This is a genomic window from Streptomyces sp. NPDC091271 (assembly GCF_044757505.1).
In the GTDB taxonomy this organism is placed as follows: Bacteria; Actinomycetota; Actinomycetes; order Streptomycetales; family Streptomycetaceae; genus Streptomyces.
The window spans coordinates 357922-382725 of sequence record NZ_JBIVVD010000004.1; the positions used below are offsets into that span (position 1 = coordinate 357922).

Below are 24804 nucleotides of genomic sequence, written 5' to 3' on the forward strand. Positions count from 1 at the left end.
TCAGAGCTAGGAGACCCCCCATGACCCTCTCCGCACCCGAAGAGACACCCGCTTTCCCTCTGACGCGCGGCTGCCCCTTCGCCCCTCCCGAGACCGCCACCGCCTTCCGTGAGACGGGCGCCCCGCAGCGGGTCACGATCTGGAACGGCAGCACCCCGTGGCTGATCACCCGCCACGACCACGTCCAGCAGATCCTCGGCGCGAGCGCCCCGGTCAGCGCCGACGTCACCGACCCCGGCTTCCCCAGCACGAGCTCCGCGCAGCCCGCCGTCGAAGGCAACATCTTCTTCCGCAAGGACGGCGACCAGCATCTGCCGATCCGGCGCATCCTCAACCCGGACTTCACGGCCAAGCGCTCCGAAGCACTGCGCCCGCGCCTCTCCGAACTCACCGACCAGCTCATCGACGACCTGCTCGCGATGGACGGGCCGGTGGATCTGATCGAGCACTTCGCGCTGGCGCTGCCCACGGTCGTGATCTGCGAGGTGCTGGGCGTGCCTTACCAGGAGCGCCACGCGATCCACGAGGCGTCGAAGAAGATCGTCCAGCTCAGCCTTCCGCACGACGAGAAGATGGCCGCGCACGCCGCGATGACGGCCAACCTCAGCAAGCACATGGAGCACAAGCGCAGTCACCCCGACGACAAGCTGCTGTCCCGGCTGGTCAACGTGCACGTGGACGAGAAGGGCGACCTGACGTTCGACGAGGCCGTGGGCCTCGGCACGCTGGTGATCGGCGCAGGCCACGAGACCACGGCCAACATGATCGGCCTCGGCATCCTCGCGCTGCTGCGCGAGCCGGAGCAGCGGTCGATCCTGCTCTCCGACCCGGCGAAGTGCGCCTCGACGTGCGTCGAGGAGATGATGCGCTACTGGAGCATGGTGCAGACCGAGCCGCGCCGAGTCCTCACCGGTGACATGGAGGTGGGCGGCGTCCTGCTCAAGGCGGGCGAGGGCATCATCTGCAACCTGCCCGCCGCCAACCGCGACCCGCTGGTGTTCGCCGAGCCCGAGAAGCTGGACGTGACCCGCGTCGAGCGCAAGCACATGGGATTCGGCTACGGCATCCACCAGTGCCTCGGCCAAAACCTCTCCCGCGTCGAGATGCAGGTCGCCTGGGTCCGGCTCTTCGAGCGGATCCCCACCCTGCGGCTCGCGGTGGACGAGAGCGAACTGCACTTCCACGACGACGCCCTGACCTACGGGCTCGAGTCCCTTCCGGCCACCTGGTGAACGCGCCCGGCGGAAGAGCGGGCGCGGAGCAGGCCGACAACTTCGCGCACCTCGACGACATCGGCCGTGCCACACAGGCCGAAGTGATGGGTTTCCCTGCCGAGGTGATCGAGAACGATCCGGGCTCCGTGAGCGACCTGGCCACCAAGGTCATCTTCGGTGACCTCTGGAACAGGCCCGGACTGTCGGTACGGGAACGGCGCATCATCACGCTCACCGTCCTGGCCGTGCTCCAGTCCAACCAGGTGCACGCTCCGCTGCACATCAGGGCGGCGCTGAAGAGCGGTGACCTGACCGAGGAGGAACTGCGGGAGATGGCGGCACAGATCGCCTACTACGCGGGCTGGCCGGTTGCCACGTCCTTCGAATGGTCCGTCGACAAGGCCACCGGCAAGAAGACGGAAGTGGAGGACCTGTGACCAGCAGACTCGAAGGAAAGCGCGCCATCGTGGTGGGAGGCGGCCAGACGCCCGGCACCACCACCGGCAACGGACGGGCGGTCGCCCTCACCTTCGCCCGCGAAGGTGCCGACATCCTCGTCGTGGACAGGGTGCTGGAGTCGGCGGAGGAGACGGCGGAGCTCGTACGGAAGGAAGGCGGGACCGCGACGGCCCACCGGGCCGACATCACGTCGGAGGCCGACTGCGCCGGCATCATGGACGCGGCGCTGGAGGCACTCGGGCACGTCGACATCCTCCACAACAACGTCGGCATCGTCCCGGCCGGCCGCACTGAGGACCTGCCGGTCGAACGCTGGCGGCAGGGCTTCGAGGTGAACCTCACCGGTATGTGGCTGACCTGCAAGGCCGTGCTTCCGCACATGCGGGAACGGGGCAGCGGAACCATTGTCAACATCTCCTCGATGGCGGGCCTGCTCGCCGGCGGCGAGACCATCGCGTACAGCACCTCCAAGGCGGCGGTCCACGCCCTGACGAGGAACTTGGCGCTGGAGTACGCCCCGCACGGCGTCAGGGTGAACTGTGTCGCCCCGGGCATGATGGACACCCCGATGGGAGTGGACGCGACGGCCCGCGCCGGAGGGGTGGCCCGCTCGGAGGTCGCGGCGCGCCGCGCCGCGATGGTGCCCATGGGGCATCAGGGAACGAGTTGGGACGTTGCGAACGCGGCCCTGTTCCTGGCATCCGGGGAGTCGGCCTTCGTGACCGGAGCCGTCCTGGCCGTAGACGGCGGATTCACCCTCAGGGCCGGCGTGCAGTAGACGAACGTGATCGCCCTGTCCCCGCCGACGTCGGCGGGGACAGGGCGATCACATGTCGGCACACGATGCCCCGAGCGCCCCGTGAGACAATTCCGCTTTCGTCGGTGGTCGGAACGGGGAGCAGGTCATGGCTGGCGTGGACGATGCGGCCGGCGCCGAGCAGGACGCGGGCCGGGCGCGACGCACCCGCGCGGGGCGGCCTCCGCTCACCGAGCGGCGTAAGGAGAACGCACGCCTGGACATCGCCCGGGCGGCTGTGGAGCTCTTCGCGGAGCGCGGCGTGGAGGGGGTTTCCGCCGCCGACATCGCCGAGTCGGTGAGCATCTCCACCCGTACGCTGTGGCGCTACTTCCCGTCCAAGGAGGAGTGCGTCGCACCGCTCCTGGCGCTGGGTGTCCGACGACTCGTCCAGCAGCTGGGGGACTGGCCGACGGACAAGCCGTTGCTGGAGGCGCTGCAACGGGAGGATTGGATCGCGGCGGAGGGCCCGGACACCGCGCGGCTCGTCCTCGATCTGATGCGGCTGACCCGGACGGAGCCGAGTCTGCAGACGGTGTGGATGCGGCAGACATTCGCAGCGCAACCGGCGGTCGCGGAGGTGCTCGCCGAGCGTGCCGGGCGGGAGCGGCCCGCGATGGAGGACAACGTGCAGGCGGGCATGCTGCTGGCGGCCATACATGTGGCAGTCAGGGACTTCGCCTGGCGCCGGCCCGGCGAGGACGACGGCGGCACCTTGGCGGACGCCCTGCGGAGCGCGGTGGCGGTGGCAGTGCGCGGGCTGCCGCTCTGAGAGGTCCTGTGCGGGGCCCTCGGTTCAGGGCCGGCGCATGCGTCACGACGACCCGTCGCGGAGCACCTTGTCCAGCAGATCGATGACGCCGTTCTCCACGATCGAACTGGTCAGGGTCGTCTTCTGATGTCCGCGCGCGCGGTGGTCGAATGGCCGTAGCCGCCCCTGGCGAGCGTCTTGATGGTCGCGTCCACGGCATCGAGCGAAACAGGCAGTAGTTCTTCCACGCCACGGCAGGGCCGATGTCGACTCCGTGGCTCTCCAGGCTTGCCGGACAGTGGTGGAAGACCTCGCCCTCGTACTTGCGCAGAGTCTCGTCGGCCGCGCTGAGGAAGAGGTAGGCGAGGTCGCGCAGTCCGTGGCCCCGGTGCATCACCTGCTCCGACAGCGCTGGCAGGTCAGAACCATTCACCGATAGCAGCGATCAGGACGGTGGCCTCGAAGGGCACTGCGAGCTTGTCGAACCGTGTGGCCACGGCCGGTTGCGCTTGAGGCGGTTGATCCCGCCCTCGGGCATGCGGCATGGCCGGGCAGCGGTTCTTCACTGCGGCGCAGCCATGCCGCACGCCGGACGGTCAGGGGCCGGTGACCCGGTGCAGGTCGGTTTCGATGGCGGCGGCGCATTCCTGGAGCCGAGGCACCATGGCACGGAGTTCGTCGAGGCTGCGCATGCCCGCGCTCGCGGCGATGTTGGCCGCGGCGATAACGGCTCCCGACCGGTCACGCACGGGGGCGGCCACGGCTCGCAGCCCCTGGTTGAGTTCCTGATCGGCGAGGCAGAAGCCGTCGGCCCTGGCCGTCTCTATGACCGCGCGCAGCTCGTCGGCGCTGCGGAGCGTGCGGCCGGTCAGGGGCTGGAGCTCGATCCGGTCCAGGTAGGCCAGGAAGGCGTCCTCGGGCAGACCTGCGAGCAGCACCCGGCCCATGGCCGTGGCGTAGGCGGGGAACCGGGAACCCACGTTGATGGACACGCTGATCACCCCGCCGGCCGGAACCCGGGCCACGTGCACCACGTGATCGCCGTCGAGCACGGACAGTGCCGTCGTCTCGCGCACCTCGCGCATCAGGCTCGTCAGGTGCGGTTCGGCGATCTGGGGCGTGGACAGTGCCCGCAGGTACGCGTGCCCGAGTTCGAGGGTCTTGGGGGTGAGGCCGAAGAGCGCTCCCTCGCTGCGTACGTAACCGAGCTTGAGCAGCGTCAGCAGCGAGCGCCGAGCCGAGGCGCGGGACAGACCGGTCGCCTTGGCGACGTCGCTGAGCGAGCGGGCCGGATGGTCGGCGTCGAAGGCTCTGATCACTTCGAGCCCGCGCGCCAGTGACTGGACGAAGTCCGTGTCCCCAGGCCCGTCTTCGAGCAGTTCCATGTCTTGTCTCCCAGTCCCGGCGGTGGCGGCGACCACCTTCCCACATCCGTCGGAGGGTTTCGCCGTCGGACACGAACAGCAGTGTACGCACAGCGAACGGTTGTGCGTGCGTCTAGCGCACGGGTGTTCAGATATGTATGGTCCTCCTCACGCACATCTGGTCCGGTTCGCCGGGCCCCTGTCTCGTGGAGGAACGATGGAGTTCCCGATCATGCGCAGAAGGACGGCGCTGGCGGCCGCAGCCGGACTGGCTCTGTCGCTCACCGCCTGCGGCAGCGGAGAGTCGTCGGGAGGGGGGCTGGTCCCCTCGTCCAAGACGCCGGTGACCGTGCAGGCCGGTTTCATCCCGGTCATCGACGTGGCCGCGCTCTACCTGGGGGAGAAGCAGGGATTCTTCTCCGAGCGCGGAATCAAGCTCGACATCAAGACCGCCCAGGGCGGCGCGGCCCTCGTGCCGCCGGTGGTCAGCGGGCAGTACCAGTTCGCGTTCAGCAACATCGTCTCGGTCCTCTCGGCCCGCGGCCAGGGCCTGCCCCTGAAGGTGATCGCCTCCGGATCCAATTCCACGGGTACCGAAGGCAAGGACGTGACGATGATCAGAGTCCCCAAGGACAGCCCGATCAAGTCGGCGGCCGACCTCGCGGGCAAGAAGGTCAGCGTCAACACGCTCAACAACCTCCTCCAGATGCTGGGCCAGGCCGGAGTGGACGCGGACAGGGGCGATTCGGAGACGGTCGAGTTCGTCGAAATGCCCTTCCCCGACGCGGTCACCGCGCTCGGCAAGGGCGACATCGACGCCATGGTCACCGCCGAGCCGTTCGACACCATCGCCGCGGACGCGGGCACCCGGGTCATCTCATCGCCCTACCTCGACCTGGCCGAGACCAGCCTGACCACGTCGGTGTACTTCACCTCCGAGGCACAGCTGAAGAAGAACCCTGAACTCTTCACCGCCGTGAAGGCCGCCATCGACGAATCACTGGCCTACGCGCAGGCACACCCCCGGGAGACCCGGGCACAGCTCTCCTCGTTCATGAAGATCGACCCCGCGGTGGCCCAGAAGGTGACCCTGCCGACCTTCGCACCCGAGATCAAGCCGGCCTCCGTCGAGACGTTCGTCAAGACCGCCAGCGCGTACGGCCTGATCGACGACGACGACATCTCCTACGACGACCTGGTGTGGTCGGGAACGGCCGACTGACGTGACCACCTCTCTCCGAAGCGACCTGCCGGCAGGCAGTTCCCGCTGGGCCGTCCGACGGGCCCAGTGGCGCTCACTGGGCATCACCGACGAGGAGATGGCCCGGCCCAAGATAGCCATCGTCAACTCCTCCTCGGACCTGGCCGCTTGCTTCGCCCACCTCGACGACATCGTCCCGGTGCTCAAGGAAGCGATACGCCGGGCGGGCGGCCTGCCCTTCGAGATCCGTACCGCGGCTCCGGCCGACTTCGTGACCAGCGCCGGCGCCGGAGGGCGGTACGTGCTGCCCACCCGCGACCTCATCGTCAACGACATCGAGGTCGTGGTGGAGGGCGCCCTGCTCGACGGCATGGTGTGCCTCAGCTCGTGCGACAAGACCGCACCCGCCCACATGATGGCGGGTGGCAGGCTCGACGTGCCCACCCTGCTCGTCGCCTGCGGCTACCAGCGCAGCGCCCTGCACGAGGACGGCGGCGCCGACATCGAGGACGTCTTCCTGCACGCAGGCCACACCGCTCTGGGCCGCACCTCCGCCGAGGACCTGCTCGCCATGTCCGAGGACGCCATCCGCGGCCCCGGAGTGTGCGCGGGGATGGGCACCGCCAACACCATGCACATGGCCGCCGAGGCGCTCGGCATGGCACTGCCCGGCACCACCCCGACCCGAGCCGACGGCCCTGCGATGTGGGACGCCGTCCGCTCGGCCGGCCGGCGCATCGTGGAGATGGTGCACGAGGGGCGGACCGCGCGAACGGTGCTCACCCCACAGGCGATCCGCAACGCGGTCACCGTCATGCTCGCGGTCGGCGGCTCGATCAACTCCGTCAAGCACCTCCAGGCCGTCGCCGTCGAGGCCGGACTGGACGTCGACGTGTGGCGGACCTACGAGGAACTGGCCGACCGGGTCCCTGTGATCACGGCGGTACGGCCCAACGGCCCCCATCTCATCGAGCAGCTCGACGACGCCGGCGGCACCCGCGGTGTCCTCGCCGCGCTGGCACCGCTGCTGGACCTCACCGCTGTCGGGGCCACCGGACGACCGCTCGGTGAACTCCTCGCCGAGGCACCGGAGTCCGACCCGCAGTTCATCAGGCCGCTGGACGACCCGTTCTCCCGTACACCCTCGATCGTCGTCCTGCGAGGGTCCCTGGCGGCCGAGGGGGCGATCGTCAAACTGCCCGCCGACGAGGACCGGCCCACCGCCTTCCGCGGTCCGGCCCGCTGCTACCCCTCCAGGGAAGCGGCCGTCGACGCTCTCGCCGCGGGAGAGGTCCAGGCCGGAGACGTGGTCGTACTGCGCGGCATGGGACTCCACGGCGGTCCCGGCATGGCGATGGCCTCGGCGTTCGTATTCGCCCTCGACGGCGCCGGACTCGGCGAGAAGGTAGCGGTGGTCACCGACGGCCAGCTCTCCGGACTGGTCAACAAAGGCATCGTCGTCGGCGAGGTCTCTCCCGAGGCAGCCGTCGGCGGCCCGCTCGGCCGGATCCACGACGGCGACCTGATCAGCATCGATCTCACCACCCGCACGGTGGACCTGGAGGTCGATCCGGACACCCTGGCCGGCCGCGAGACCGCCGCCGCGGAGACCGTCCGTACCCCTGGCTGGCTGTCCGTGTACGACCGCACCGTCACCAGCCCCGCCTGCGGCTCCGTCCTGGCCCGGGGGGCCTGCGCGAGCGTGTGCGGGCAATCTTTGGGAGAAGTCCGATGAAAGTGCTCGAAGTCACCCGGCCGACCGAAGCCCCGCCGCTCGCTTCTCCGCCGCGCGTCCGCAGGCCCCGGCCCCGTATCGCTCCTCTGGTCGGCATCGCTGTCGCCGTACTCGTGGCCGAACTCGTCCCGCGTACCGGCCTCGTCGCGGACGGTGCGCTGCCCCCGCTCAGCGCCGTCCTGGCCGAGCTCGGCCGGGAATCGGCCGACGGCGCGCTGTGGGAGGCTCTGGGCAGCACGGTCCGCACCTGGGCCGTCGGACTGGTGGTCGCCGTCGCCGCAGGAGTGGTTGTCGGCGTGGCCATCGGGCTCGTGCCGGTGCTGCGCGCACTCACCGCCTCCACTGTGGAGTTCCTGCGCCCGATCCCCTCGGTGGCCCTCATCCCCGCGGTCATCCTCATCTTCGGCACCGGCTACGAGTCCGGTGTGGTCCTCATCGTCTACGCCGGTTTCTGGCAGGTGCTGGTGCAGGTGCTCTACGGCGTCCAGGACATCGACCCGGTCGCCTACGACACCGCCCGTTCCTACCGTTTCGGCCTGTGGGCCCGCGTCCGGCACGTCATCTGGCCGACCGCCCTGCCGTTCGTGTTCACCGGCATCAGGCTGGCCGCCTCGGTCGCCCTGGTCCTGGCCATCACCGGCGAACTGGTCATCGGCACCCAGGGCATCGGCCAGCTCATCTCCGTCGCGCAGAGCAGCGGGGCGACGACCGAGATGTTCGCGCTCGTACTGCTCACCGGAGTCCTGGGCGTCCTGGTCAACGTGGGCTTCCGGTACGCCGAACGGGCCACGCTCGGCTGGCACCCATCCGTCCGGCGATCGGCAGGTTCCTGATGAACGTCCTGCGCCGCACCCTGTTCGCGCTCGGGCTGCCCGCCGTCCTCGTCGCGCTGTGGTGGATCACCAGCGTCAACAGCACCAGCTACTACTACCCGCCCCTGCCCGACATCTTCGACCGGTTCGGGGAACTGTGGCTGTCGTCCCGGTTCGTTGATGACGTCGTGCCCAGCCTGCTCCGGCTCCTCACCGGCTTCGCCCTCTCCGCCGTCCTCGGTGTGGCCCTGGGCGTCGTCCTCGGCCTGACCGACGCGCTGCGGCGTGGGGCCGAACCGGTGCTGGAGTTCCTGCGCGCCCTCCCGCCGACCGTGCTCGTGCCGGTCATCGCGATCGTCGCCGGCATCGGGGACGGCCCGAAGGTGCTGGTCATCGTCTCCGGCTGCGTCTGGCCGGTCCTGCTGAACACCGTCGAGGGCGTACGCGGTGCCGACGAGGTCATGGTCGACACCTGCCGCACCTACGGCATCACCCGCGGCGCGAAGCTGCGTCACATGGTGCTGCCCGCGGCGAGCCCGCAGATCGCGGCCGGAATCCGCCAGGCGCTCTCCGTCGGGCTGATCCTCATGGTCATCGGCGAGATGTTCGCCGCCACCAACGGTCTCGGCTTCAGCATCGTGCAGTTCCAGCGCACCTTCGCGATCCCCCAGATGTGGAGCGGCATCATCCTGCTCGGCCTCATCGGATTCGCGCTGTCCGCGCTGTTCACCGTCGTCGAGAAGCGGGCCCTGGGCTGGTACCTGGGCCTGCGCGAGTCGCAGAGGAAGAACGGCTGATGACAGACATGGTCGAGGTCAAGGGCCTCAACAAGGTGTACGAGTCCGCCGGGCACCGGGTGGAGGCGATCGGCGACATCACCTTCTCCGTCGCCCGCGGCGAGTTCGCGTGCATCGTCGGCCCCTCCGGCGCGGGCAAGACGACCCTGCTGAAATGCCTGGCCGGACTGCTCGCCCCCACGGCGGGGGAGGTACTGCTCGACGGCGCCCCCGTGACCGGGCCACCGCCCGGCATGGCCGTGGTGTTCCAGGAGTACGGCCGCAGCCTCTTCCCCTGGAAGACCGTGCGGCAGAACATCGACCTCCCGTTGCGGCAGAAGGGCCTGCGCCGCGCCGAACGCGACCGGCTGGTCGGCGACTCCCTCGCCGCAGTCGGACTCGCCGCCTCCGGCGACGCCTACCCCTGGCAGCTCTCCGGCGGTATGCAGCAGCGCGTCGCCATCGCCCGGGCCGTCGCCTACGAGCCGCAGGTGCTGCTCATGGACGAACCCTTCGCCGCTGTCGACGCACAGACCCGAGCCGACCTCGAGGACCTCGTCCGGTCACTGTGGCGGTCCCTGGGCATCACCACGCTGTTCGTCACCCACGACGTCGACGAGGCCGTGTACCTCGGCGAACGCGTCCTGGTCCTGTCCGCTTCCCCCACCCACGTCCTCGACGACGTCCCCATCGGACTCCCGGCCGAACGCGACCAGGTCACGAGCCGTTCGACGGCGGAGTTCGCCGAGCTGCGCACCCGCGTCCACCGGGGCATCCAGGAGGCGAAGGCCGGCCGCCGCGCGGGAGCCGCCGCATGACCGCTTTCACCGACGAGGGGTCCGGCGACCCGGTCCTGCTCTCCGCCTCCCTGGGCACGACGGCCGCGATGTGGGCACCCCAGCGCGCACGTCTGCGCACAGTGCGGCGAGTGATCGCGTACGACCACCGCGGGCACGGCGCCGACCCGGGGCCCCCGGGACCGTACGACCTCGCCGACCTGGTCCACGACGCCGTCACCCTGCTCGACTCGCTGGAGATCGAGTCCGCCGACGTCGTGGGGATCAGCCTCGGCGGCACGGTCGGGCTCGCCCTGGCCGCGGAACACCCTGACCGGGTACGCAGCCTCGTCACCCTCAACGCGCCCGCGTTCGCGGACGACCCGGTCTTCTGGCGGCGCCGCGCCGCGGCGGTCCGTGAACAGGGCATGGCGGTGGCCACCTCGGGCCTGCTGGACCGCTGGTACGCCCCCGCCGTAGCGCAGGCACCGTCGGCCCTGGTGCGGGACACCGTCGACGGCGTCGGGCGGCTCGACCCCGCGGGCTACGCGGCCTGCTGCGAAGCCATCGCGGGCGCCGACCTACGGGACCGGCTGGCCGGCATCCGGTGCCCCGTGCTCGCGGTGAACGGGCTCGCGGACGCCGTCGTCCCGGCCCACCACGCGCGGACGATCGCGGCCGCCGTGCCCGGCGCCCGGCAGATCACGCTCCCCGGCGCGGGCCACCTGCTGAGCCAGGAGATCCCCGACCGGCTCCACACACTGCTGACGGACCACTGGACCACCGCCGCAGCCGACAGAAAGGCCACCCCGTGAACAGCTACGTCACGGAACCCACCCGTGAGACACCGGTGTTCGGCGAATGGGAGGTCGTCGTCCTCGGCGGCGGCCCCTCCGGACTCGCCGCGGCCACCGCGGCCGCCCGGACCGGACGCACCACCCTGCTGGTGGAGAAGAGCGGATACCTCGGCGGCGCCGGCACCGGCGGTGGCCTGTCCACCTTCTGCGGCATGTACTCCAACGTCCACGGCGAACACGTCCTCACCGTCCGAGGACACGCCACCGAACTCCTGGAGCGCATCGACCGTCTCGGCGGACTCCGCGCCCCCCACCTGTCCTTCGCCGACCGCATCCAGGCACAGGCCTACGACATCCCGGCCTACCGCAGCGCCGCCGACGACCACGTCCTGTCCGCCGGAGCCCAACTCCTGTACCACGCCTTCGCGGTGGGCGCGATCACCGGCCCGGCGGGCGTCGAGGCCGTCGTCGTCGAATCGAAGTCGGGCCGCGGCATCCTGCGCGGCCAGGTGTTCATCGACTGCTCCGGCGACGGCGACCTGCTGGCCTGGACCGGGACGAGCCACGAGAAGGCCGACCCGCACGGCGACATGCTCTATCCGTCCACCATGTTCCGCATCAACGCCGTGGACGACGAGCGCGCCGGGCCCGCGTGGAAGACGCTGCCGCGCCTGATGGACGAGGCCGTCGCCGCCGGCCGTCCCCGCTTCCCGCGCCGCGGCGCGATCGTCCGCCCCCAGCGCGACGCCATCGAGTGGCGGGCCAACGCCACCCAGTTGCGCAACACCGACGGCAGCGCGGTGGACGGCACCGACGTCTGGCAGCTCACCCACGGCGAGGTGCAGGGCCGCGCACAGGCCCAGGAGGTGTTCGGCTTCATCCGCGAGAACCTTCCCGGCTTCGAACGGTCCTACATCGTCGACATCGGCCCCGAGATCGGCATCCGCGAAACCCGACGCCTGCTCGGCCGCTACCTCCTCACCGAGGAAGACGTCCGCTCCTGTGCCCGCTTCGAGGACTCCATCGGCCTCAACGGCTGGCCGGTGGAGGCCCACGTCGACGGAGACCTCGACATCCGCTGGCCCTACGGGGACGACCCGGCGGGCTACAACCAGCTGCCGTACCGCATGCTCGTTCCCGCCGAAGGCCCCGGGAACCTGCTCGTCGCCGGGCGCTGCGCCTCCATGACCCACGGCGGCCAGTCCGCCGCCCGTGTCGCCGGGCCGTGCTTCGCCATGGGGCAGGCCGCCGGCACGGCCGCCCACCTGGCACTCAAGGACCACGTCACGGCCGCCGAGGTCGACGTCGCGCAGCTGCGCGACGAACTGGAAGGAGAGGGAGCGTGCCTGACACTGTGAGGAACTCGTGCTGCTGACCCCCGCCGACGAACGCATGCTGGCCGGCGAGGAGGGCCCAGCGGTCCGCGCCGCCCTGGAACTCCTCGTCCGATACGGCGAGTTGATGGGCGCCGAACGCCTCATCGACACCGACAACGTGTGCGGCGCCAACCTCTTCGGACCGCGCCACGCCCGGGTCCTCGGCACCACCGATCCGGCCGCCCTCTTCTCGCGATTCTCCCTCGACCTCGCCGAGACGGTCGACGTCCCGCCGTTCCGTGCGCACAGCTGTCAGCTCATCGGCCCCCGCGACCGGGACCGGTGGGACCTCCAGGGCGTCGCACCCGTGGACGCCGCCGCGATGGACGACAGCGAGCGCTACCTCGTGGACAAGGGCGTGGACCTCCTGTCGACCTGCACCCCCTACCAGGTGGGCAACGTGCCCCGGTTCGGTGAGCACTGCGCGTGGATGGAGTCCTCCGCGGTCGTCTACATCAACTCCGTGCTCGGAGCCCGGACCAATACCGAGGGCCGCGAGTCCTCGGCCGCCTCCATGCTCACCGGCCGCACTCCCTACTGCGGCTACCACCTGGACGGACACCGCCGCGCCACACATCTGGTCGAGGTACGGCACCCGGTCGTCACCACGGAGGACTGGAACGTTCTCGGCTACTGGGTGGGGGAGCAGGTCCAGGAAGCCGTCCCGGTCCTCACCGGACCAGGGCTCACCCACGGGGCGGGTGCACCGACCCCGGTGCAGCTCAAGCAGTTCGGCGCGGCCGCCGCCTCCTCCGGCGATGTCGAGATGTATCACCTGCCCGGTGTCACACCGGAGGCCCGGACGGTGGAACAGGCGCTGGCCGGGCGGGAACCCGACGCGGTCTCGGTGTTCGACGCCGCCGCGCACGCGGGGACCGTGGCATCGCTGAGCCGGACGGCCGTCGACCGCGAGGTGGACTTCGTGATGATCGGCTGCCCGCACGCCTCACTGGAACAGGTACGCGAGGTCGCCGAGCTGCTGGAGGGCCGCCACCTCGCGGACTCCACCACCTTGTGGGTGTTCACTCCTCGCACCCTGCGCACGATGGCCGAACGCAGCGGCTACGTCGAGACCATCGAGAAGGCCGGCGCACGCGTGCTGTCCGACACCTGCCCGGCGATCGGACAGTTCCTGCCGCCCGGCACGCGCGTGTTCGCCACCGACTCCGCGAAGCAGGCGCACTACCTGCCGGCCATCACGGGCGTACAGGGCTGGTTCGGGAGCGTACGGACCTGTGTCACCGCGGCCTTGGAAGGGCGGTGGCCCGATGCCTGAGCTGCTGTGTGGCACGGGCGTAGTCGCCGGGCGGGCCTGCGGACCCGCCCTGGTGTGCACCGCACCGGTGTCGGGGTGGGGCGGAATCGACCCACGGACCGGCATCATCGTGGAGAGCCGCCACCCCCAGCACGGGGCCAGTGTGGCCGGAACCGTGCTGGTGCTGCCCGGGGCCAAAGGGTCCTCGGGCTGGTCCGGGCAGTTCCACCTCGCCAAACTGCAGGGCACCGCGCCGTGCGCCATCGTGTTCACGCGGATGAACAGCAAGCTCGCCCTGGGCCTTGTCGTCCTCCACGTCCCGGCGGTGACGGGCCTGGACACCACCGGGACGATCCACACCGGTGACGTGGTGGAGGTCGACGGGACCGCGGGCACCGTACTGGTACGAAAGAAAGGCTGATCTGATGGACACCCTGCGCATCGACCGACGGGTGGTGCTGGTGACCGGCGCGGCGAGCGGGATCGGTCACGCGATCGCCCGCGCCTGCGCGGACGAAGGCGCCACGGTGCACCTCGCCGACGTGTCGGACGACGTCCACGAAGCGGCCGGGAAACTGACCGGGTCCGTCACGTCACACGTGTGCGACGTGACGGACCCGGACGCGGTCCGCGCCCTCGTGGACGGTGTCGTGGCCGCTTCGGGCCGCCTCGACGTCGCCTTCCTGAACGCGGGGGTCAACGGCGTACCTTCCCCGCTCCAGCCCGGCGGGGCGATCGACGAGCTGCCCTTCGAAGCATGGCGGAGGGTCATGGACGTCAACCTGGACGGGCTGTTCCACTGCCTCCAGCACTGTGCCCGGGTCATGAAGCAGCAGCGGTCAGGGAGCATCGTGGTCACCGCCTCCACGGCGGGCCTGCGTGCCGAACCACGCGTCAGCTACCCGTACGTCGCGTCCAAGTCCGCCGTCGTCGGCCTGGTCCGCCAGGCCTCGCTGGAACTCGCCCGCTTCGGCGTCCGCGTCAACGCCCTGGCCCCGGGACCGGTGGTCACCAACATCGGCGGCCCGGGCCCCCGGCCCGAGGCCGCCGTCGCCGCGTGGGAGAACTCCGTCCCGATGCGGCGCTGGGGAAGGCCCGACGACATCACGGGAGCCGCGCTCCTGCTCGCTTCCGACGCTTCGTCCTGGATGACCGGAGGAGTCCACGTCGTGGACGGCGGCGCCTCGGCCCTCACCCAGGTCCCGAGCGAGATGCTCCCGGCCCCCGGGTCCGGGACTGCCTGACGTAGCGCGGCGTCGCCTCGCGGCAGCAGCGGAAACGGTGCTGACGGTCGGCCGGGGCGCGGACGTCCCGCCGGTGAGCTGGGGCACGGCCCCCGAGAGAGCGGGACGCACCTGCCGGTCCGGTGCTCGCCGGCGGGACGGCGGAGGATCAGCGGGGCAGGCCGAGGGCGCGGGCGATGAGGCCGCGCTGGATGTCGTTGGTGCCGCCTCCGACGACGTACATGACGGACAGCCGCAGCCCGTACTCGAACGCTCCGCCGCCGGGCACGCCCGGCACCTCGGCGGACAGCGCCGCGTCGGGCCCGAGGATGTCCAGGACTGCTTCACCGAACCGCTCCGCGAGCTCGCCGCCGAGGACGCCCGCCATCGGCGGGGCCAGGCGGGCTCCGGCGCCCTGCGAGGTCGCGCCGATCGCGGAAGCGACCAGCGCGCGGGTGGCCTGTACCCCGACGGCCAGCTCCGTCACCAGGGCACGGGCGTGCGAGCCACGGGGTCCGACCGTCCCCTCCGGGTTCTCGCGGACGTGGGTGAGGAGGTCGTCGAGCTGGCGGTGCAGAGCGGCGGCGATGTTGCCCATGGTGATGCGCTCGCCGGCGAGCGCGTCGGTGATGACCTTCCAGCCGCCGTCGACCGCGCCTACCCGCATGCTGTCGGGCACCCGGACGTCGTCGTAGAAGACGGTGCAGGAGATCTCACCGGACAGCGCGCGGTGCTGCTGCACGGTGATACCGGGGGTGTCCATGGGGATCAGGAACATGGTGATGCCCGCGTGCCGGGGAGAGGCGTCCGGATCGGTGCGCACCGCCAGCCAGACCCAGTCCGAGGTGTGCCCGCCGGTCGTCCACAGCTTCTGACCGTTGATCACCCAGTGCCCCCCGCTTCCGGCTTCGTTCGAGCCGGAGGCGGTCCCTTCCTCGCGCACCGCACGGGTGCGCAGCGAGGCGAGGTCGGACCCGGCCTCCGGTTCGCTGTAGCCGAGGCAGAAGGACAGCTCGCCGCGGCGGATCAGCGGCAGGAAGGTGTCCTGCTGTTCCTGGGTGCCGTGCTTGAGGATCGAGTTGCCGAGCAGCATCACGGCGCCGAGTGCCTTGCTGATCGGCGCGCGGCGGTACGCGGTCTCCTCGTTGAGCACGACCTGCTCGGCCAGCGTGGCGCCACGGCCGCCCTTCGACTCGGGCCAGGCGAAGCCGAGCCAGCCACGGTCGGCGACCGCCTGCACCAGTTCGCGGTCCAGGTCCATGGTGCTGCCGCCCAGCCGGTCGGCGAACGTGTCGAAGAGCGCGCGCACCTCGGCGCGGAACGCCTCACCGGTCTCGCCCAGGTCGGCCACCGGGAGCGAACCGGTGCCCTCCACCAGGACGTCGCCGACGTCTCCGGCGGCGCGCGGCAGGGTCCTCAGCCGGGTGACATCACCGTGGACACGACGGAAGAGCCAGGGGGCGTCGTGCTCCTCGAAGTAGCCGATGGCGGCGAGGGTGTGCTGGGCGCCGAGCTGAACACGCGGAGCGGAGGCCGCGGCGTGTGCCACGGCGATCTCGGCCGCCAGCAGTCGGTCCGGGGTGTTCTCCTCAAGGGCGCGTACGGCGTCGGTGACCAGCAGATTGCCGGCGCCCACGTCGATCTGACAGGTCGCGACACGCTGCTGGACGGCTCCGAAGGAACCGATGACCTTGCCGAACTGGCGGCGCTCCTTGGCGTGGGCCACGGCCATCTCATGGGCCCGCTCGGCCGCGCCCAGGGCCCGTACGGCGAGCTGGAGCCGCAACAGGACCACGGCCTCGTCGGCGGTCGCCGCATCGACCTCCACGGAGGTCTCCGGGGCGCCCGGCGTCACGCGGGACCAGGCGGGGACGGCGAGTCCGGCCGTCTCCTCCGCCTCCTGGAGCGGGCGCAGCAGCGCGGTGCCGCCGGACGCGGGGAATGTCAGGAGGTGGGTCGCCTGCTGCGCGGCGTCGAGATGGCGGATCCGCGCCCCCGTGCCGTCGTCGACCGAGGCGACGACGCGGATCTCCCCCGCGGCGATGCCGTCGCGCAGTTCGCCGTCGTGCGGGAAGAGGCGGGTGGTGACGAAGGCGTCCATCACGGGGAGCGGGCACGCCACACGCCCGAGTTCGCGTACGGCGGCGACGGCCGCGGCGATGGCCCCGTCGCCGCCGAGCTCCAGCCAGCCGAGCTCGGCGGAGGTATGCCACAGCTTGGCCAGATCACCGTCGGCAGCGGAGGTGGGGGCCGGCCAGAGGCGTGCCAGGGTTCCGCGCACGCTGTCGGCGAAGGCCGCGACCTCGTCGGTGTCCATGGGGGTGAAGGCTGTGTCGGCAGACATGAGTTCCTCGGAGCGTCGGCGTGGATACGAGCACCTGAGGGGCAGGTGCCCATTAACGGAACGGAATACGTCCGCAATCGCACTGTAAAACGGACGGATGCCGTTCAGCAATAGCCATAGGCTCATCGATGGAGGAATATGGCGCCATGACGACTTCGAGGGCCGCGCCGGGAAGGCCGCGCGACGACCAGGTGGACCGACGGGTGGCCGACGCCGCGGTCGCCCTGTACGGGGAGAACGGCTGGGCGTCCTTCAGCATCGAGGCGGTGGCGCGTCGCGCGGGCGTCGGCAAGGCTTCCGTCTATCTGCGCTGGCGGAACAAGGAGGAGCTGCTCGTCGAGGCCCTGACCCTGAGGCTCGGCCGCGTCTCGGACGTCGACACCGGCACGGTCCGCGGTGATCTTGTGCGACTCGTCGGCCAGCTGCTGGGGCTCTATACGGGGGAGGGCGGCCCGGCCGCTCTGCGTCTCGGCCTCGAAGCGCTCGGCATCCCACGGCTCGTCGAGTGCTACGAGGAGCTGGCGCAGGCGCAGATCCAGGCCGCGCGGGCCGTCGTACGCCGAGGGATCGCGCGCGGCGAGCTACCGGGGGACACGTCGGTCACGTTTCTCCTCGACGCACTGTGCGGCGGCGCGATGAATCACGCGCTGACCGTGCCGCTGTCGCTCAGGCCCGTCCTGCCGGAAGCCGCCGCGGAGTACGCGGAAAGGTTCGTCGACTTCGTACTGGCTTCCGTGCTGGCGGACAACGCGTAGCCGTCCCCTGGCCGCCGTGGCGGTCGAGGGGCTGTTACGGCTCGCAGCCGGGTCGCGCACAGCGGCAGCGGGCTCCCCGTAGGACGAGAGCCACCAGATCGGCCGCGAAACGCTGGTCGCGCTCGTCGGGGCCGCGGTCCGGACCGGCGGGTGTGGCCAGCACGTGGCCGACCACTCCGCCGCTGACGGCTTCGAGCAGGACCGTCGTCGATGTGTCCGGCGGAAGGTCGCCGCGCTCGACGGCACGGTGGACGATGGTACGCGCCGACTTCACCCGCGCGGTGTTGATCTCGCTCCACGACTTGGCCAGCAACTCGGGATGCGCCCGGGCCTCGACGAACAGGCGCAGCCCCGCGAGCCCGGCCGATCCGCTCAGGTGGAAGGCGAGCAGCTCCCGGGCCAGGGCGAGCAGGTCGTCGTGGATGTTTCCCGTGTCGATGGGCTCGATGACCAGTGCGTGCGCGTCCAGGGCTGCCAGCAGCAGCTCCTCCTTGTTCTGCCAGCGGCGGTACAGGGCCGCCTTGCCGGCCGCGGCCCGCCGCGCGACCGTGTCGAAGGTGAATCCGGACCAGCCGGCCTCCGCGTACACGTCCAGTGCGGCTGTCAGCGCACGTTCCTCCACGCCGGGGTCGCGGGGGCGCCCGGCGGCTCTGCGCTGTGCCGAGGCGGTGTCGGTCCGTGCGGTCATGGGCCGGATTCTCGCAGATGCGGCGGGCGCAAGCGTGCGTGCGAGAGGGAGCGAGCGGCTGCCCCGTCGCGCCGGCCGGTGGACGGGGCGCGACAGCTCAGGACGTCTCGCGGCGCACCAGCAGGGGGGTCGCCAGCACACCCGCTACGAGCGCTTCCGAGCGAGCGGGCCGCTCCAGCAGGGAGCGGATCGCGTGGCACATGTGGTCGGCCATCTCCACGGGATCGAGCGCGACCGAGGAGAGCGCCGGCCGCAGGTAGGTGGCGATGGGCAGGTTGTCGGCGCCCACGAGTGCGATGTCGTCCGGCATCGTCGTCCCCTGGTCGCCCAGTGCGCGGTGCAGCAGTGCCCCGTACTCGTCGTTGTAGGTGAACACCGCGGTCGGACCGCCGGGCCGCCGCACGGCCGCGGCCGCGGCCGCAGCCGACTCGTGCGTGGCCTCCATGACGATCGCCTCGCTGTGCGCGCCGGCCGCACGAGCAGCGGTGTCCAGCCCTGCGGCACGGGCGTGCCCCAGGCCCTCCAGGGCCCCGGCGGGAACGATCGCCGCAAGGCGCCGGTGGCCGGCGGCAAGCAGGTGTGCTGCCGCTGCCTCACCGACCCGCCCTTGGTCGAACTCCAGGGTGTCGGCCCAGGGCAGGGGGCGGTCGGCGATCATCAGGACCTCGGTCCCGGCGCGGCGCAGCAGGGCGACCGAGGACTTCGTGCACCGGTCGGCTGCCACGAGGACCGCCGCCGGGCGAAGTTCCGCCCACATGCGCGCCGCCGCCATGCCGGTGCTTCGGCGATCCCCGTGCACGAGCAGCGTAAGGCCGCTGTCACCGAGTTTCTCCGAGAGATGTTCGACAGTGGTGTCGACCATCATGCCGCGGGGGAGCCGGGGGAGCGGCATCAACACCAGACGGCTGGTCCCCGCCCGCAGCTGGCGCGCGGAGACGTCGGGAGCGTAGCCGAGCTCCTGCACGGCAGCGAGGACACGTTCCCGTGTGGGTTGCGCGATGCGCGAGTTCGGGACGTCGTTGACGACGAGCGAGACCGTGGAACGCGAGACCCCTGCCAGCCGCGCGACATCCGCGCTGGTGGGTGCCCGTCCGGCGGCTGAGTTCACGGGCATCTCCTGAGATCTGTGGTTCCGGTCCCGATCCTAGCGGGGGCTTCACAAATCTGCTGACACGTGTGAACATCGGGGACAGCTGCTCACACGTGTGAGCAGTTTTCTCAGGGGCCGTACGAACCACGCGAACCGCGCCAGGACGCCGACGCCCTCCACATGACTGACAACGAGGTCACCGTGATCACTTCCAGATCCGGGCACCGTGCCGGCTCCGGCACCGAGCCCGTGGACGAGTCCGGCACCGGACGCGGACGCCCGTCCGGTGAACGCCGCCTGCTGGGCGGCCTCATGGCCAACAGCGTCGCGCTGTACGCCGTCTACGGCGCCGTGCCGGCCGTACTGCTCGCCGACCTGGTCGGGGAGGTGGATCCCGACAACAAGTCCACCGCGCTGGGTGTCATCAGCGCCGTCGGCGCGATCGCCGCGCTGCTGGCCAACCCGATCGCCGGGGCTCTGTCCGACCGCACCCGCAGCCGCTTCGGACGCCGCGCGCCGTGGATGGCGGGCGGAGCACTGCTGGGTGGACTGTCGCTGATCGCGGTCGGGTCGGGCAACAACCTCCTGTGGATCGCCGTCGCCTGGACCCTGGCGCAGATATTCTTCAACGGCCTGCAGGCACCGCTGACCGCGGTCGTCCCCGACCGCACCCCCGTGCACCGGCGCGGGGTGTTCTCCTCGGCCGCGGGGCTGGCCCAGATGATCGGCGCCACTGCCGGCACGGCGCTCGCGGCGGGTTTCGCCGACGCGCTGGATCTCGGATTCGCCGTATTCGGCCTGCTGGTCATCGCCGGTACGGCGGTGTTCCTCCTGCTCAACCGGGAACCGTCCACTGCCGACGCACCCGCCACCCAGTTCCGCCTGAAGACGTTCCTGGCCGGTTTCTGGGTCAGCCCGCGCCGCCACCCGGACTTCGCCTGGGCCTTCCTGGGCCGCTTCCTGATGATCCTGGGTTACTACAGCGTCTCGTCCTACCAGCTCTACATCCTGGAGGACTACATCGGCCTGAGCCACGACCGCGCCCATGACCTGCTGCCGCTTCTCAGCGTCGCCATGCTGCCCGGCATGATCATCATGATCGTGGTGATGGGTCCGCTGTCGGACCGCATCGGCCGCCGCAAGCCCTTCATCATCGCCGCGTCCCTCGGCATGGCACTCGCCCTGGTCGTGCCGTTCATCGTGCGCTCGCAGGGGGCCATGTTCGCCTTCGCCGTGATCGCGGGACTCTCCTTCGGTACCTATATGGCCGTGGACACAGCCCTGATGACCCAGGTCCTGCCCAACCAGGGGGACGCCGCCAAGGACATGGGCGTCCTCAACATCGCCAACTCCGCACCCCAGGCCCTGGCCCCGGCCCTGTCCGCCGCCGTCATCGGCCTGCTCGGCGGGTACCGCCCGCTGTTCGCCGTCGCGATCGTCCTGGTCGTGGCCGCCGCGGTGAGCGTGCGGCCGATCCGCTCGGTCCGCTGACCGTCGTCCCCCGAACCGGGAGGGAAGGCTGCCACTCCGGCTGCCCCCTTCCCCGAGTACCCGCCCGCACCTGATTCCGGTCGGCGGCGGGTCCCGCACCACCGCAAGGAGATCCCATGCAGCACCCCGAGGCCGTCGAAGCCCGTATCGAAGAACTGCTCACCCGACTCGACCTCGAAGGCAAGGTCCGGCTGCTGACCGGGGAGGGAATGTGGAGCACCCACTCCGAAGCGGCGGTCGGCCTCCGCCGCATGGTGCTCTCGGACGGCCCGGCCGGTGTCCGCGGCGAGGCGTGGGACGAGCGTGACACCTCCGTCAACCTTCCCTCTCCCACCGCCGTCGCGGCGACCTGGGACCAGGAACTGGTCCGCCGGCTCGGAGCGCTGCTGGCGGCCGAGGCCCGCCGCAAGGGCGTGGACGTCCTGCTCGGCCCGACCGTCAACCTGCACCGCAGCCCCCTGGGCGGCCGCCACTTCGAGTGCTACTCCGAGGACCCGCTGCTCACCGCCCTCATCGGTTCGGCCTATGTCAACGGAGTGCAGGAGCACGGCGTCGCCGCCACGCCGAAGCACTTCGTCGGCAACGACTCCGAGACCGACCGGATGACCGTCGACGTCCGAGCCGACGAGCGCACCCTGCGGGAGCTCTACCTCGCCCCGTTCGAACAGATCGTCGCCGACGCCGGGCCTTGGCTCGTGATGTCCTCGTACAACTCCGTCAACGGCCCCACCATGACCGAGAACCCGCTGATCAACGATGTCCTCAAGGCGGAGTGGGGCTTCGACGGCGCGGTCGTCTCCGACTGGACCGCGGTGCGATCCACCGACGCCGCAGGAGCCGCGGGCAACGACCTGGCCATGCCCGGACCCGCCGGACCCTGGGGCGACGCCCTGGTGACCGCCGTGCGCGAGGGGCGTGTCCCGCAGGCGGCGATCGACGACAAGGTACGCCGGCTGCTCCACCTCGCCGCACGCGTCGGTGCCCTGGACGGCTTCGCCCCGGCAGCCCCGGCCCCCGAGCCCGTGGCCGAGCCGGACATCGCCGCTCAGCTCCGCGAAGCGGCAGCCGCGGGCACGGTCCTCCTGCGCAACGAGTCCCAGACCCTCCCGTGGAATCCGGACACCCTGCGCAAGGTCGCAGTGATCGGCCCCAACGCCGCCCACGCCCGCATTCAGGGCGGCGGGAGTGCCACCGTCAACGCCCCCTACGCGGTCTCCCCGCTCCAGGGCATCACCGACGCGCTGTCCGCCCATGGCGTCGAGGTCGTCCACACGCCCGGTACCTACGCCACCACGGCCCTGTCCCCCTTCACCCCCGACCAGGTCCTCGACCCGGTCACCGGGCTGCCCGGACTGCGGGCCCGGCTGCTGGACGCCGACGGCGGGGAACTCCTCAGTGAACACCGCACCAGCGGTCGCCTCGTCTACCTGGGCGTCGACGCCCTGGAGCGCACCGCAACGGTCGAGGTCACCGCGCGCCTGCGTGCGGAGGAATCCGGCGTCCACCGGATCGGCCTGGCCGGAGCCGGTCCGATGCGGCTGGAGATCGACGGTGAGGTCCGCATCGACGAGGCCGTCGCCCTGGAGACCGGCGACCCGGTCGAGGCCTTCCTCAACCCCCCGCAGCGTTACGTCGAGACACACCTGGACGCCGGGCAGGAGGTGGCCTACCGGCTGGTCCACACCACGGTCAGCAGCGGCTTCGGCGCGGTCATCCTGACCGCCGGGCTGCGCACCCCGCGCCGGAACGCCGAGGCCGAGATCGGCCACGCCGTCGAACTGGCCGCCTCCGCCGACGCCGTGGTGCTGGTGCTGGGCACGAACGAGCAGGTCGAGAGCGAGGGCTACGACCGCACCACCCTCGCCCTCCCCGACGGACAGGACGAACTCGCCACGCGCATCCTGGCCGTAGCCCCGAACACCGTGGTCGCCATCAACTCAGGCGGGCCGGTCCTGATGCCCTGGGCCGACCAGGCACCGGCGCTGCTCCTCAACTGGTTCCCCGGCCAGGAGTACGGCAACGCCCTGGCCGACGTCCTGCTCGGCCACCGCGAGCCCGGCGGCCGGCTGCCCACCACCTGGGCCGCGCGCCAGGAAGACGTCCCGGTCATCGACGTCACTCCTGCCGAAGGAGTGCTCAGCTACCGCGAGGGCCTGCACATGGGCCACCGGGCATGGCTGCGCGGCGGCACGCGGCCGGCCTTCTGGTTCGGCCACGGTCTCGGCTACACCACCTGGTCCTACGACGCCCTCACCGTCCGCCAGGACACCGACGGCGGCTGCGAGTTGCTCGTCGAGGTGACCAACACCGGGACGCGGCCCGGCCGGGAGGTCGTCCAGGCATACCTCGGCCGACCGGGGTCTGCCGTCGAGCGGCCGGTGCGGTGGTTCGCGGGCTACGCAGCCGCGACAGCGCTCCCCGGGGAGACCGTCCAGGTACGGATCGCCCTGCCCGCCCGGGTGTTCGCCCACTGGGACGTCATGACCCACGACTGGCAGACCGAACCCGGAACCTTCGATGTCCACGTCGGTTCCTCGGCCGACGTTCTGGCACTGAACGGCGAGGTCCGTCCCCAGCGGTAACCGGGCTTCGGGCGGGTGGCGCGGCCGTTCCGGAGCGTGCGAGGAACACGAGGTGCGGCGCCGGGTCCGGCGCCGCACCACATCGACGGTGACGGGGACCGGTGGTCGGCCCGGGGCGCCGGAATCAGCCCTGCCGTAGCCTGCGCTCGGCCACCTCTGCGAGGAGCGCGGTACCGACCGGGATCGCACCGTCGTCGAAGACGGCGTACGGGGAGTGGTTGAAGGCGGCGTCGGGTGCGGCGTTCGACGGACGCGCGCCCACCATGTACTGGGCGGCCGGCACTTCCGCGGCGACCCGGGCGAAGTCCTCCGAGGCCATGTTCGCGGTCGGTATCCGCAGGAAGGAGTCGGGGCCGTACAGCGCGTGCGCCGCCTCCTCCCCGAGATCCACCGCCTCGGGGGCGCAGACCAGGGCCGGATACTGGACCTCACTGCGGACGTCGGCGGTCAGTCCGTGTGCGGTGGCGATGCCCCCGCACAGGGCTTCGGCCCGGCCGAGGAAAGCTGTCATGCCCTTCTCGGAGGTCGCTCGCACCGTGGCGCCGAACGTGGCGTCGGCGGGGATCACGTTCACTTTCGTACCGGCGTGGAAGGTCCCCACCGTGATGACCACCGGGTCGAAGGCGTTCGCGGTCCTGGTGACCAGGGTCTGCAACGCGGTGACCATCTCCGCGGCCACCGGCAAAGGGTCCGCCGCCTGATGCGGGTTGGAACCATGGCCGCCCCGCCCGCGGACGGTGACGTGGAGTTCGGCGCTGCTCGCCGTCGCCGTCCCGGCACGTCCTCCCATCATGCCCAGCGGAACCCCGTTGGAGGCCACATGCACCGAGTACGCGCCCACCAGCGGCTGCCCGGCGGCCTCCAGCACCCCCTCGTCGATCATCAGGCCCGCGCCGTCGTGGCCCTCCTCACCGGGCTGGAACATGAAGACGACGGTGCCGGGCAGCTCGGAACGCCGCGCCGACAGCAGTCGGGCGGCGCCCACGAGCATGGCGGTGTGCTGGTCGTGCCCGCAGGCGTGCATGGCGCCCTCGACCTGCGATACGTACGGCACGTCGGTCAGTTCCTGCACCGGCAGTGCGTCCATGTCCCCGCGCAGAAGCACAGCAGGGCCGGGCCTGCCTCCGCGCAGGACCGCGGTGACGGACGACAGCTGCTTGCCGGTGGTGATGTCCAGGGGCAGTCCGCTCAACGCCTCGAGCACCTTGGCCTGGGTGAGCGGAAGTTGCAGGCCGGTCTCGGGTTCGCGGTGCAAGGAGTGACGTAGTTCGATGAGTTCTGCCGCCATCGATTCGGCCTGCTGTCGGTAGGGGGTCATG

General features: G+C 71.1%; 22 protein-coding genes. 17 read left to right on the forward strand and 5 right to left on the reverse strand.

Going from position 1 to position 24804, the window contains the following annotated elements; translation table 11 throughout:
- Positions 1 to 20 precede the first annotated feature (20 nt).
- The 4 genes from ACIQM3_RS18200 (at position 21) to ACIQM3_RS18215 (ending at position 3241) form a co-directional block, all read left to right on the forward strand.
- Positions 21 to 1232: a cytochrome P450 gene (locus ACIQM3_RS18200; protein ID WP_401625048.1), complete on the forward strand. Its 1212-nt coding sequence runs from the start codon at positions 21 to 23 to the stop codon at positions 1230 to 1232.
- Positions 1229 to 1651, forward strand: a complete 423-nt coding sequence (locus ACIQM3_RS18205) for a carboxymuconolactone decarboxylase family protein (protein WP_401625051.1) — start codon at positions 1229 to 1231, stop codon at positions 1649 to 1651. The genes ACIQM3_RS18200 and ACIQM3_RS18205 overlap by 4 nt, the downstream gene beginning before the upstream one ends.
- Positions 1648 to 2451, forward strand: coding sequence for an SDR family NAD(P)-dependent oxidoreductase (locus tag ACIQM3_RS18210; protein ID WP_401625054.1), 804 nt, complete (start codon positions 1648 to 1650; stop codon positions 2449 to 2451). The genes ACIQM3_RS18205 and ACIQM3_RS18210 overlap by 4 nt, the downstream gene beginning before the upstream one ends.
- 127 nt (positions 2452 to 2578) lie before the next feature.
- Complete coding sequence (locus tag ACIQM3_RS18215) at positions 2579 to 3241, forward strand: TetR/AcrR family transcriptional regulator (RefSeq protein WP_401625057.1); 663 nt, start codon at positions 2579 to 2581, stop codon at positions 3239 to 3241.
- A gap of 575 nt (positions 3242 to 3816) precedes the next feature.
- Here the strand turns inward: ACIQM3_RS18215 and ACIQM3_RS18220 are convergent.
- Entirely contained in the window at positions 3817 to 4605 is a 789-nt protein-coding gene (locus ACIQM3_RS18220; protein WP_401625060.1) for an IclR family transcriptional regulator C-terminal domain-containing protein, read from the reverse strand.
- A 211-nt stretch (positions 4606 to 4816) separates the two neighbouring features.
- Here ACIQM3_RS18220 and ACIQM3_RS18225 point away from each other — a divergent pair, with 211 nt between their 5' ends.
- Genes ACIQM3_RS18225 through ACIQM3_RS18270 form a run of 10 tightly spaced genes read left to right on the forward strand, consistent with a single transcriptional unit; the run spans position 4817 to position 14556 of the window.
- Positions 4817 to 5806 carry an ABC transporter substrate-binding protein gene (locus tag ACIQM3_RS18225; RefSeq protein ID WP_401517834.1) on the forward strand — a complete coding sequence of 330 codons (990 nt, stop codon included), beginning with the start codon at positions 4817 to 4819 and terminating at the stop codon, positions 5804 to 5806.
- Between the two features lies 1 nt (position 5807).
- Complete coding sequence (locus tag ACIQM3_RS18230; protein WP_401625063.1) at positions 5808 to 7520, forward strand: dihydroxy-acid dehydratase; 1713 nt, start codon at positions 5808 to 5810, stop codon at positions 7518 to 7520.
- Positions 7517 to 8353, forward strand: a complete 837-nt coding sequence (locus tag ACIQM3_RS18235; protein WP_401625066.1) for an ABC transporter permease — start codon at positions 7517 to 7519, stop codon at positions 8351 to 8353. The genes ACIQM3_RS18230 and ACIQM3_RS18235 overlap by 4 nt, the downstream gene beginning before the upstream one ends.
- The gene (locus ACIQM3_RS18240; protein ID WP_401625069.1) at positions 8353 to 9129 is read left to right on the forward strand and encodes an ABC transporter permease; all 777 of its coding nucleotides are present in this window, start codon (positions 8353 to 8355) and stop codon (positions 9127 to 9129) included. Before ACIQM3_RS18235 ends, ACIQM3_RS18240 begins: the two co-directional genes overlap by 1 nt.
- Positions 9129 to 9926: an ABC transporter ATP-binding protein gene (locus ACIQM3_RS18245; protein ID WP_401625071.1), complete on the forward strand. Its 798-nt coding sequence runs from the start codon at positions 9129 to 9131 to the stop codon at positions 9924 to 9926. The genes ACIQM3_RS18240 and ACIQM3_RS18245 overlap by 1 nt, the downstream gene beginning before the upstream one ends.
- Complete coding sequence (locus ACIQM3_RS18250; RefSeq protein ID WP_401625074.1) at positions 9923 to 10699, forward strand: alpha/beta fold hydrolase; 777 nt, start codon at positions 9923 to 9925, stop codon at positions 10697 to 10699. Before ACIQM3_RS18245 ends, ACIQM3_RS18250 begins: the two co-directional genes overlap by 4 nt.
- Complete coding sequence (locus tag ACIQM3_RS18255; protein WP_401625077.1) at positions 10696 to 12039, forward strand: FAD-dependent oxidoreductase; 1344 nt, start codon at positions 10696 to 10698, stop codon at positions 12037 to 12039. The genes ACIQM3_RS18250 and ACIQM3_RS18255 overlap by 4 nt, the downstream gene beginning before the upstream one ends.
- Positions 12040 to 12046: 7 nt before the next feature.
- Positions 12047 to 13333: an aconitase X gene (locus tag ACIQM3_RS18260; RefSeq protein ID WP_401625080.1), complete on the forward strand. Its 1287-nt coding sequence runs from the start codon at positions 12047 to 12049 to the stop codon at positions 13331 to 13333.
- Positions 13326 to 13733, forward strand: a complete 408-nt coding sequence (locus tag ACIQM3_RS18265; protein WP_401517816.1) for an aconitase X swivel domain-containing protein — start codon at positions 13326 to 13328, stop codon at positions 13731 to 13733. The genes ACIQM3_RS18260 and ACIQM3_RS18265 overlap by 8 nt, the downstream gene beginning before the upstream one ends.
- 4 nt (positions 13734 to 13737) lie before the next feature.
- On the forward strand, positions 13738 to 14556 hold the full coding sequence (locus ACIQM3_RS18270; RefSeq protein ID WP_401625084.1) for an SDR family NAD(P)-dependent oxidoreductase: 819 nt from the start codon (positions 13738 to 13740) through the stop codon (positions 14554 to 14556).
- 148 nt (positions 14557 to 14704) lie between these two features.
- Here ACIQM3_RS18270 and ACIQM3_RS18275 read toward each other — a convergent pair whose 3' ends face one another.
- Complete coding sequence (locus ACIQM3_RS18275; RefSeq protein ID WP_401625086.1) at positions 14705 to 16879, reverse strand: acyl-CoA dehydrogenase family protein; 2175 nt, start codon at positions 16877 to 16879, stop codon at positions 14705 to 14707.
- Positions 16880 to 17025: 146 nt separating this feature from the next.
- On the opposite strand from ACIQM3_RS18275, the gene ACIQM3_RS18280 reads away from it, so the two are divergent.
- On the forward strand, positions 17026 to 17634 hold the full coding sequence (locus tag ACIQM3_RS18280; RefSeq protein WP_401625089.1) for a TetR/AcrR family transcriptional regulator: 609 nt from the start codon (positions 17026 to 17028) through the stop codon (positions 17632 to 17634).
- A 34-nt stretch (positions 17635 to 17668) separates the two neighbouring features.
- Here ACIQM3_RS18280 and ACIQM3_RS18285 read toward each other — a convergent pair whose 3' ends face one another.
- Positions 17669 to 18322: a TetR-like C-terminal domain-containing protein gene (locus ACIQM3_RS18285; RefSeq protein ID WP_401625092.1), complete on the reverse strand. Its 654-nt coding sequence runs from the start codon at positions 18320 to 18322 to the stop codon at positions 17669 to 17671.
- Positions 18323 to 18419: 97 nt separating this feature from the next.
- Positions 18420 to 19430, reverse strand: a complete 1011-nt coding sequence (locus ACIQM3_RS18290; protein ID WP_401625095.1) for a LacI family DNA-binding transcriptional regulator — start codon at positions 19428 to 19430, stop codon at positions 18420 to 18422.
- A gap of 162 nt (positions 19431 to 19592) precedes the next feature.
- Here ACIQM3_RS18290 and ACIQM3_RS18295 point away from each other — a divergent pair, with 162 nt between their 5' ends.
- Together ACIQM3_RS18295 and ACIQM3_RS18300 are read left to right on the forward strand one after the other, a co-directional pair.
- Positions 19593 to 20903, forward strand: a complete 1311-nt coding sequence (locus ACIQM3_RS18295; protein WP_401625098.1) for an MFS transporter — start codon at positions 19593 to 19595, stop codon at positions 20901 to 20903.
- A gap of 116 nt (positions 20904 to 21019) precedes the next feature.
- Positions 21020 to 23485 (forward strand): beta-glucosidase H, encoded by a 2466-nt coding sequence (locus tag ACIQM3_RS18300; RefSeq protein ID WP_401625101.1) that lies wholly within the window; start codon positions 21020 to 21022, stop codon positions 23483 to 23485.
- A 124-nt stretch (positions 23486 to 23609) separates the two neighbouring features.
- Here the strand turns inward: ACIQM3_RS18300 and ACIQM3_RS18305 are convergent, their stop codons facing one another.
- Positions 23610 to 24803 carry a M20 family metallopeptidase gene (locus ACIQM3_RS18305; RefSeq protein WP_401625104.1) on the reverse strand — a complete coding sequence of 398 codons (1194 nt, stop codon included), beginning with the start codon at positions 24801 to 24803 and terminating at the stop codon, positions 23610 to 23612.
- Position 24804 lies beyond the last annotated feature (1 nt).

What these genes read in the sequence shown, in the direction of transcription:
- ACIQM3_RS18200 (WP_401625048.1), top strand. Translation starts at nt 21, where the DNA reads ATGACCCTCTCCGCACCCGAAGAGACACCCGCTTTCCCTCTGACGCGC.
- ACIQM3_RS18215 (WP_401625057.1), top strand. Translation starts at nt 2,579, where the DNA reads ATGGCTGGCGTGGACGATGCGGCCGGCGCCGAGCAGGACGCGGGCCGG.
- ACIQM3_RS18220 (WP_401625060.1), bottom strand. Translation starts at nt 4,605, where the DNA reads ATGGAACTGCTCGAAGACGGGCCTGGGGACACGGACTTCGTCCAGTCA.
- ACIQM3_RS18225 (WP_401517834.1), top strand. Translation starts at nt 4,817, where the DNA reads ATGCGCAGAAGGACGGCGCTGGCGGCCGCAGCCGGACTGGCTCTGTCG.
- ACIQM3_RS18235 (WP_401625066.1), top strand. Translation starts at nt 7,517, where the DNA reads ATGAAAGTGCTCGAAGTCACCCGGCCGACCGAAGCCCCGCCGCTCGCT.
- ACIQM3_RS18240 (WP_401625069.1), top strand. Translation starts at nt 8,353, where the DNA reads ATGAACGTCCTGCGCCGCACCCTGTTCGCGCTCGGGCTGCCCGCCGTC.
- ACIQM3_RS18245 (WP_401625071.1), top strand. Translation starts at nt 9,129, where the DNA reads ATGACAGACATGGTCGAGGTCAAGGGCCTCAACAAGGTGTACGAGTCC.
- ACIQM3_RS18250 (WP_401625074.1), top strand. Translation starts at nt 9,923, where the DNA reads ATGACCGCTTTCACCGACGAGGGGTCCGGCGACCCGGTCCTGCTCTCC.
- ACIQM3_RS18265 (WP_401517816.1), top strand. Translation starts at nt 13,326, where the DNA reads ATGCCTGAGCTGCTGTGTGGCACGGGCGTAGTCGCCGGGCGGGCCTGC.
- ACIQM3_RS18270 (WP_401625084.1), top strand. Translation starts at nt 13,738, where the DNA reads ATGGACACCCTGCGCATCGACCGACGGGTGGTGCTGGTGACCGGCGCG.
- ACIQM3_RS18275 (WP_401625086.1), bottom strand. Translation starts at nt 16,879, where the DNA reads ATGTCTGCCGACACAGCCTTCACCCCCATGGACACCGACGAGGTCGCG.
- ACIQM3_RS18280 (WP_401625089.1), top strand. Translation starts at nt 17,026, where the DNA reads ATGACGACTTCGAGGGCCGCGCCGGGAAGGCCGCGCGACGACCAGGTG.
- ACIQM3_RS18285 (WP_401625092.1), bottom strand. Translation starts at nt 18,322, where the DNA reads ATGACCGCACGGACCGACACCGCCTCGGCACAGCGCAGAGCCGCCGGG.
- ACIQM3_RS18295 (WP_401625098.1), top strand. Translation starts at nt 19,593, where the DNA reads ATGACTGACAACGAGGTCACCGTGATCACTTCCAGATCCGGGCACCGT.
- ACIQM3_RS18300 (WP_401625101.1), top strand. Translation starts at nt 21,020, where the DNA reads ATGCAGCACCCCGAGGCCGTCGAAGCCCGTATCGAAGAACTGCTCACC.
- ACIQM3_RS18305 (WP_401625104.1), bottom strand. Translation starts at nt 24,803, where the DNA reads ATGACCCCCTACCGACAGCAGGCCGAATCGATGGCGGCAGAACTCATC.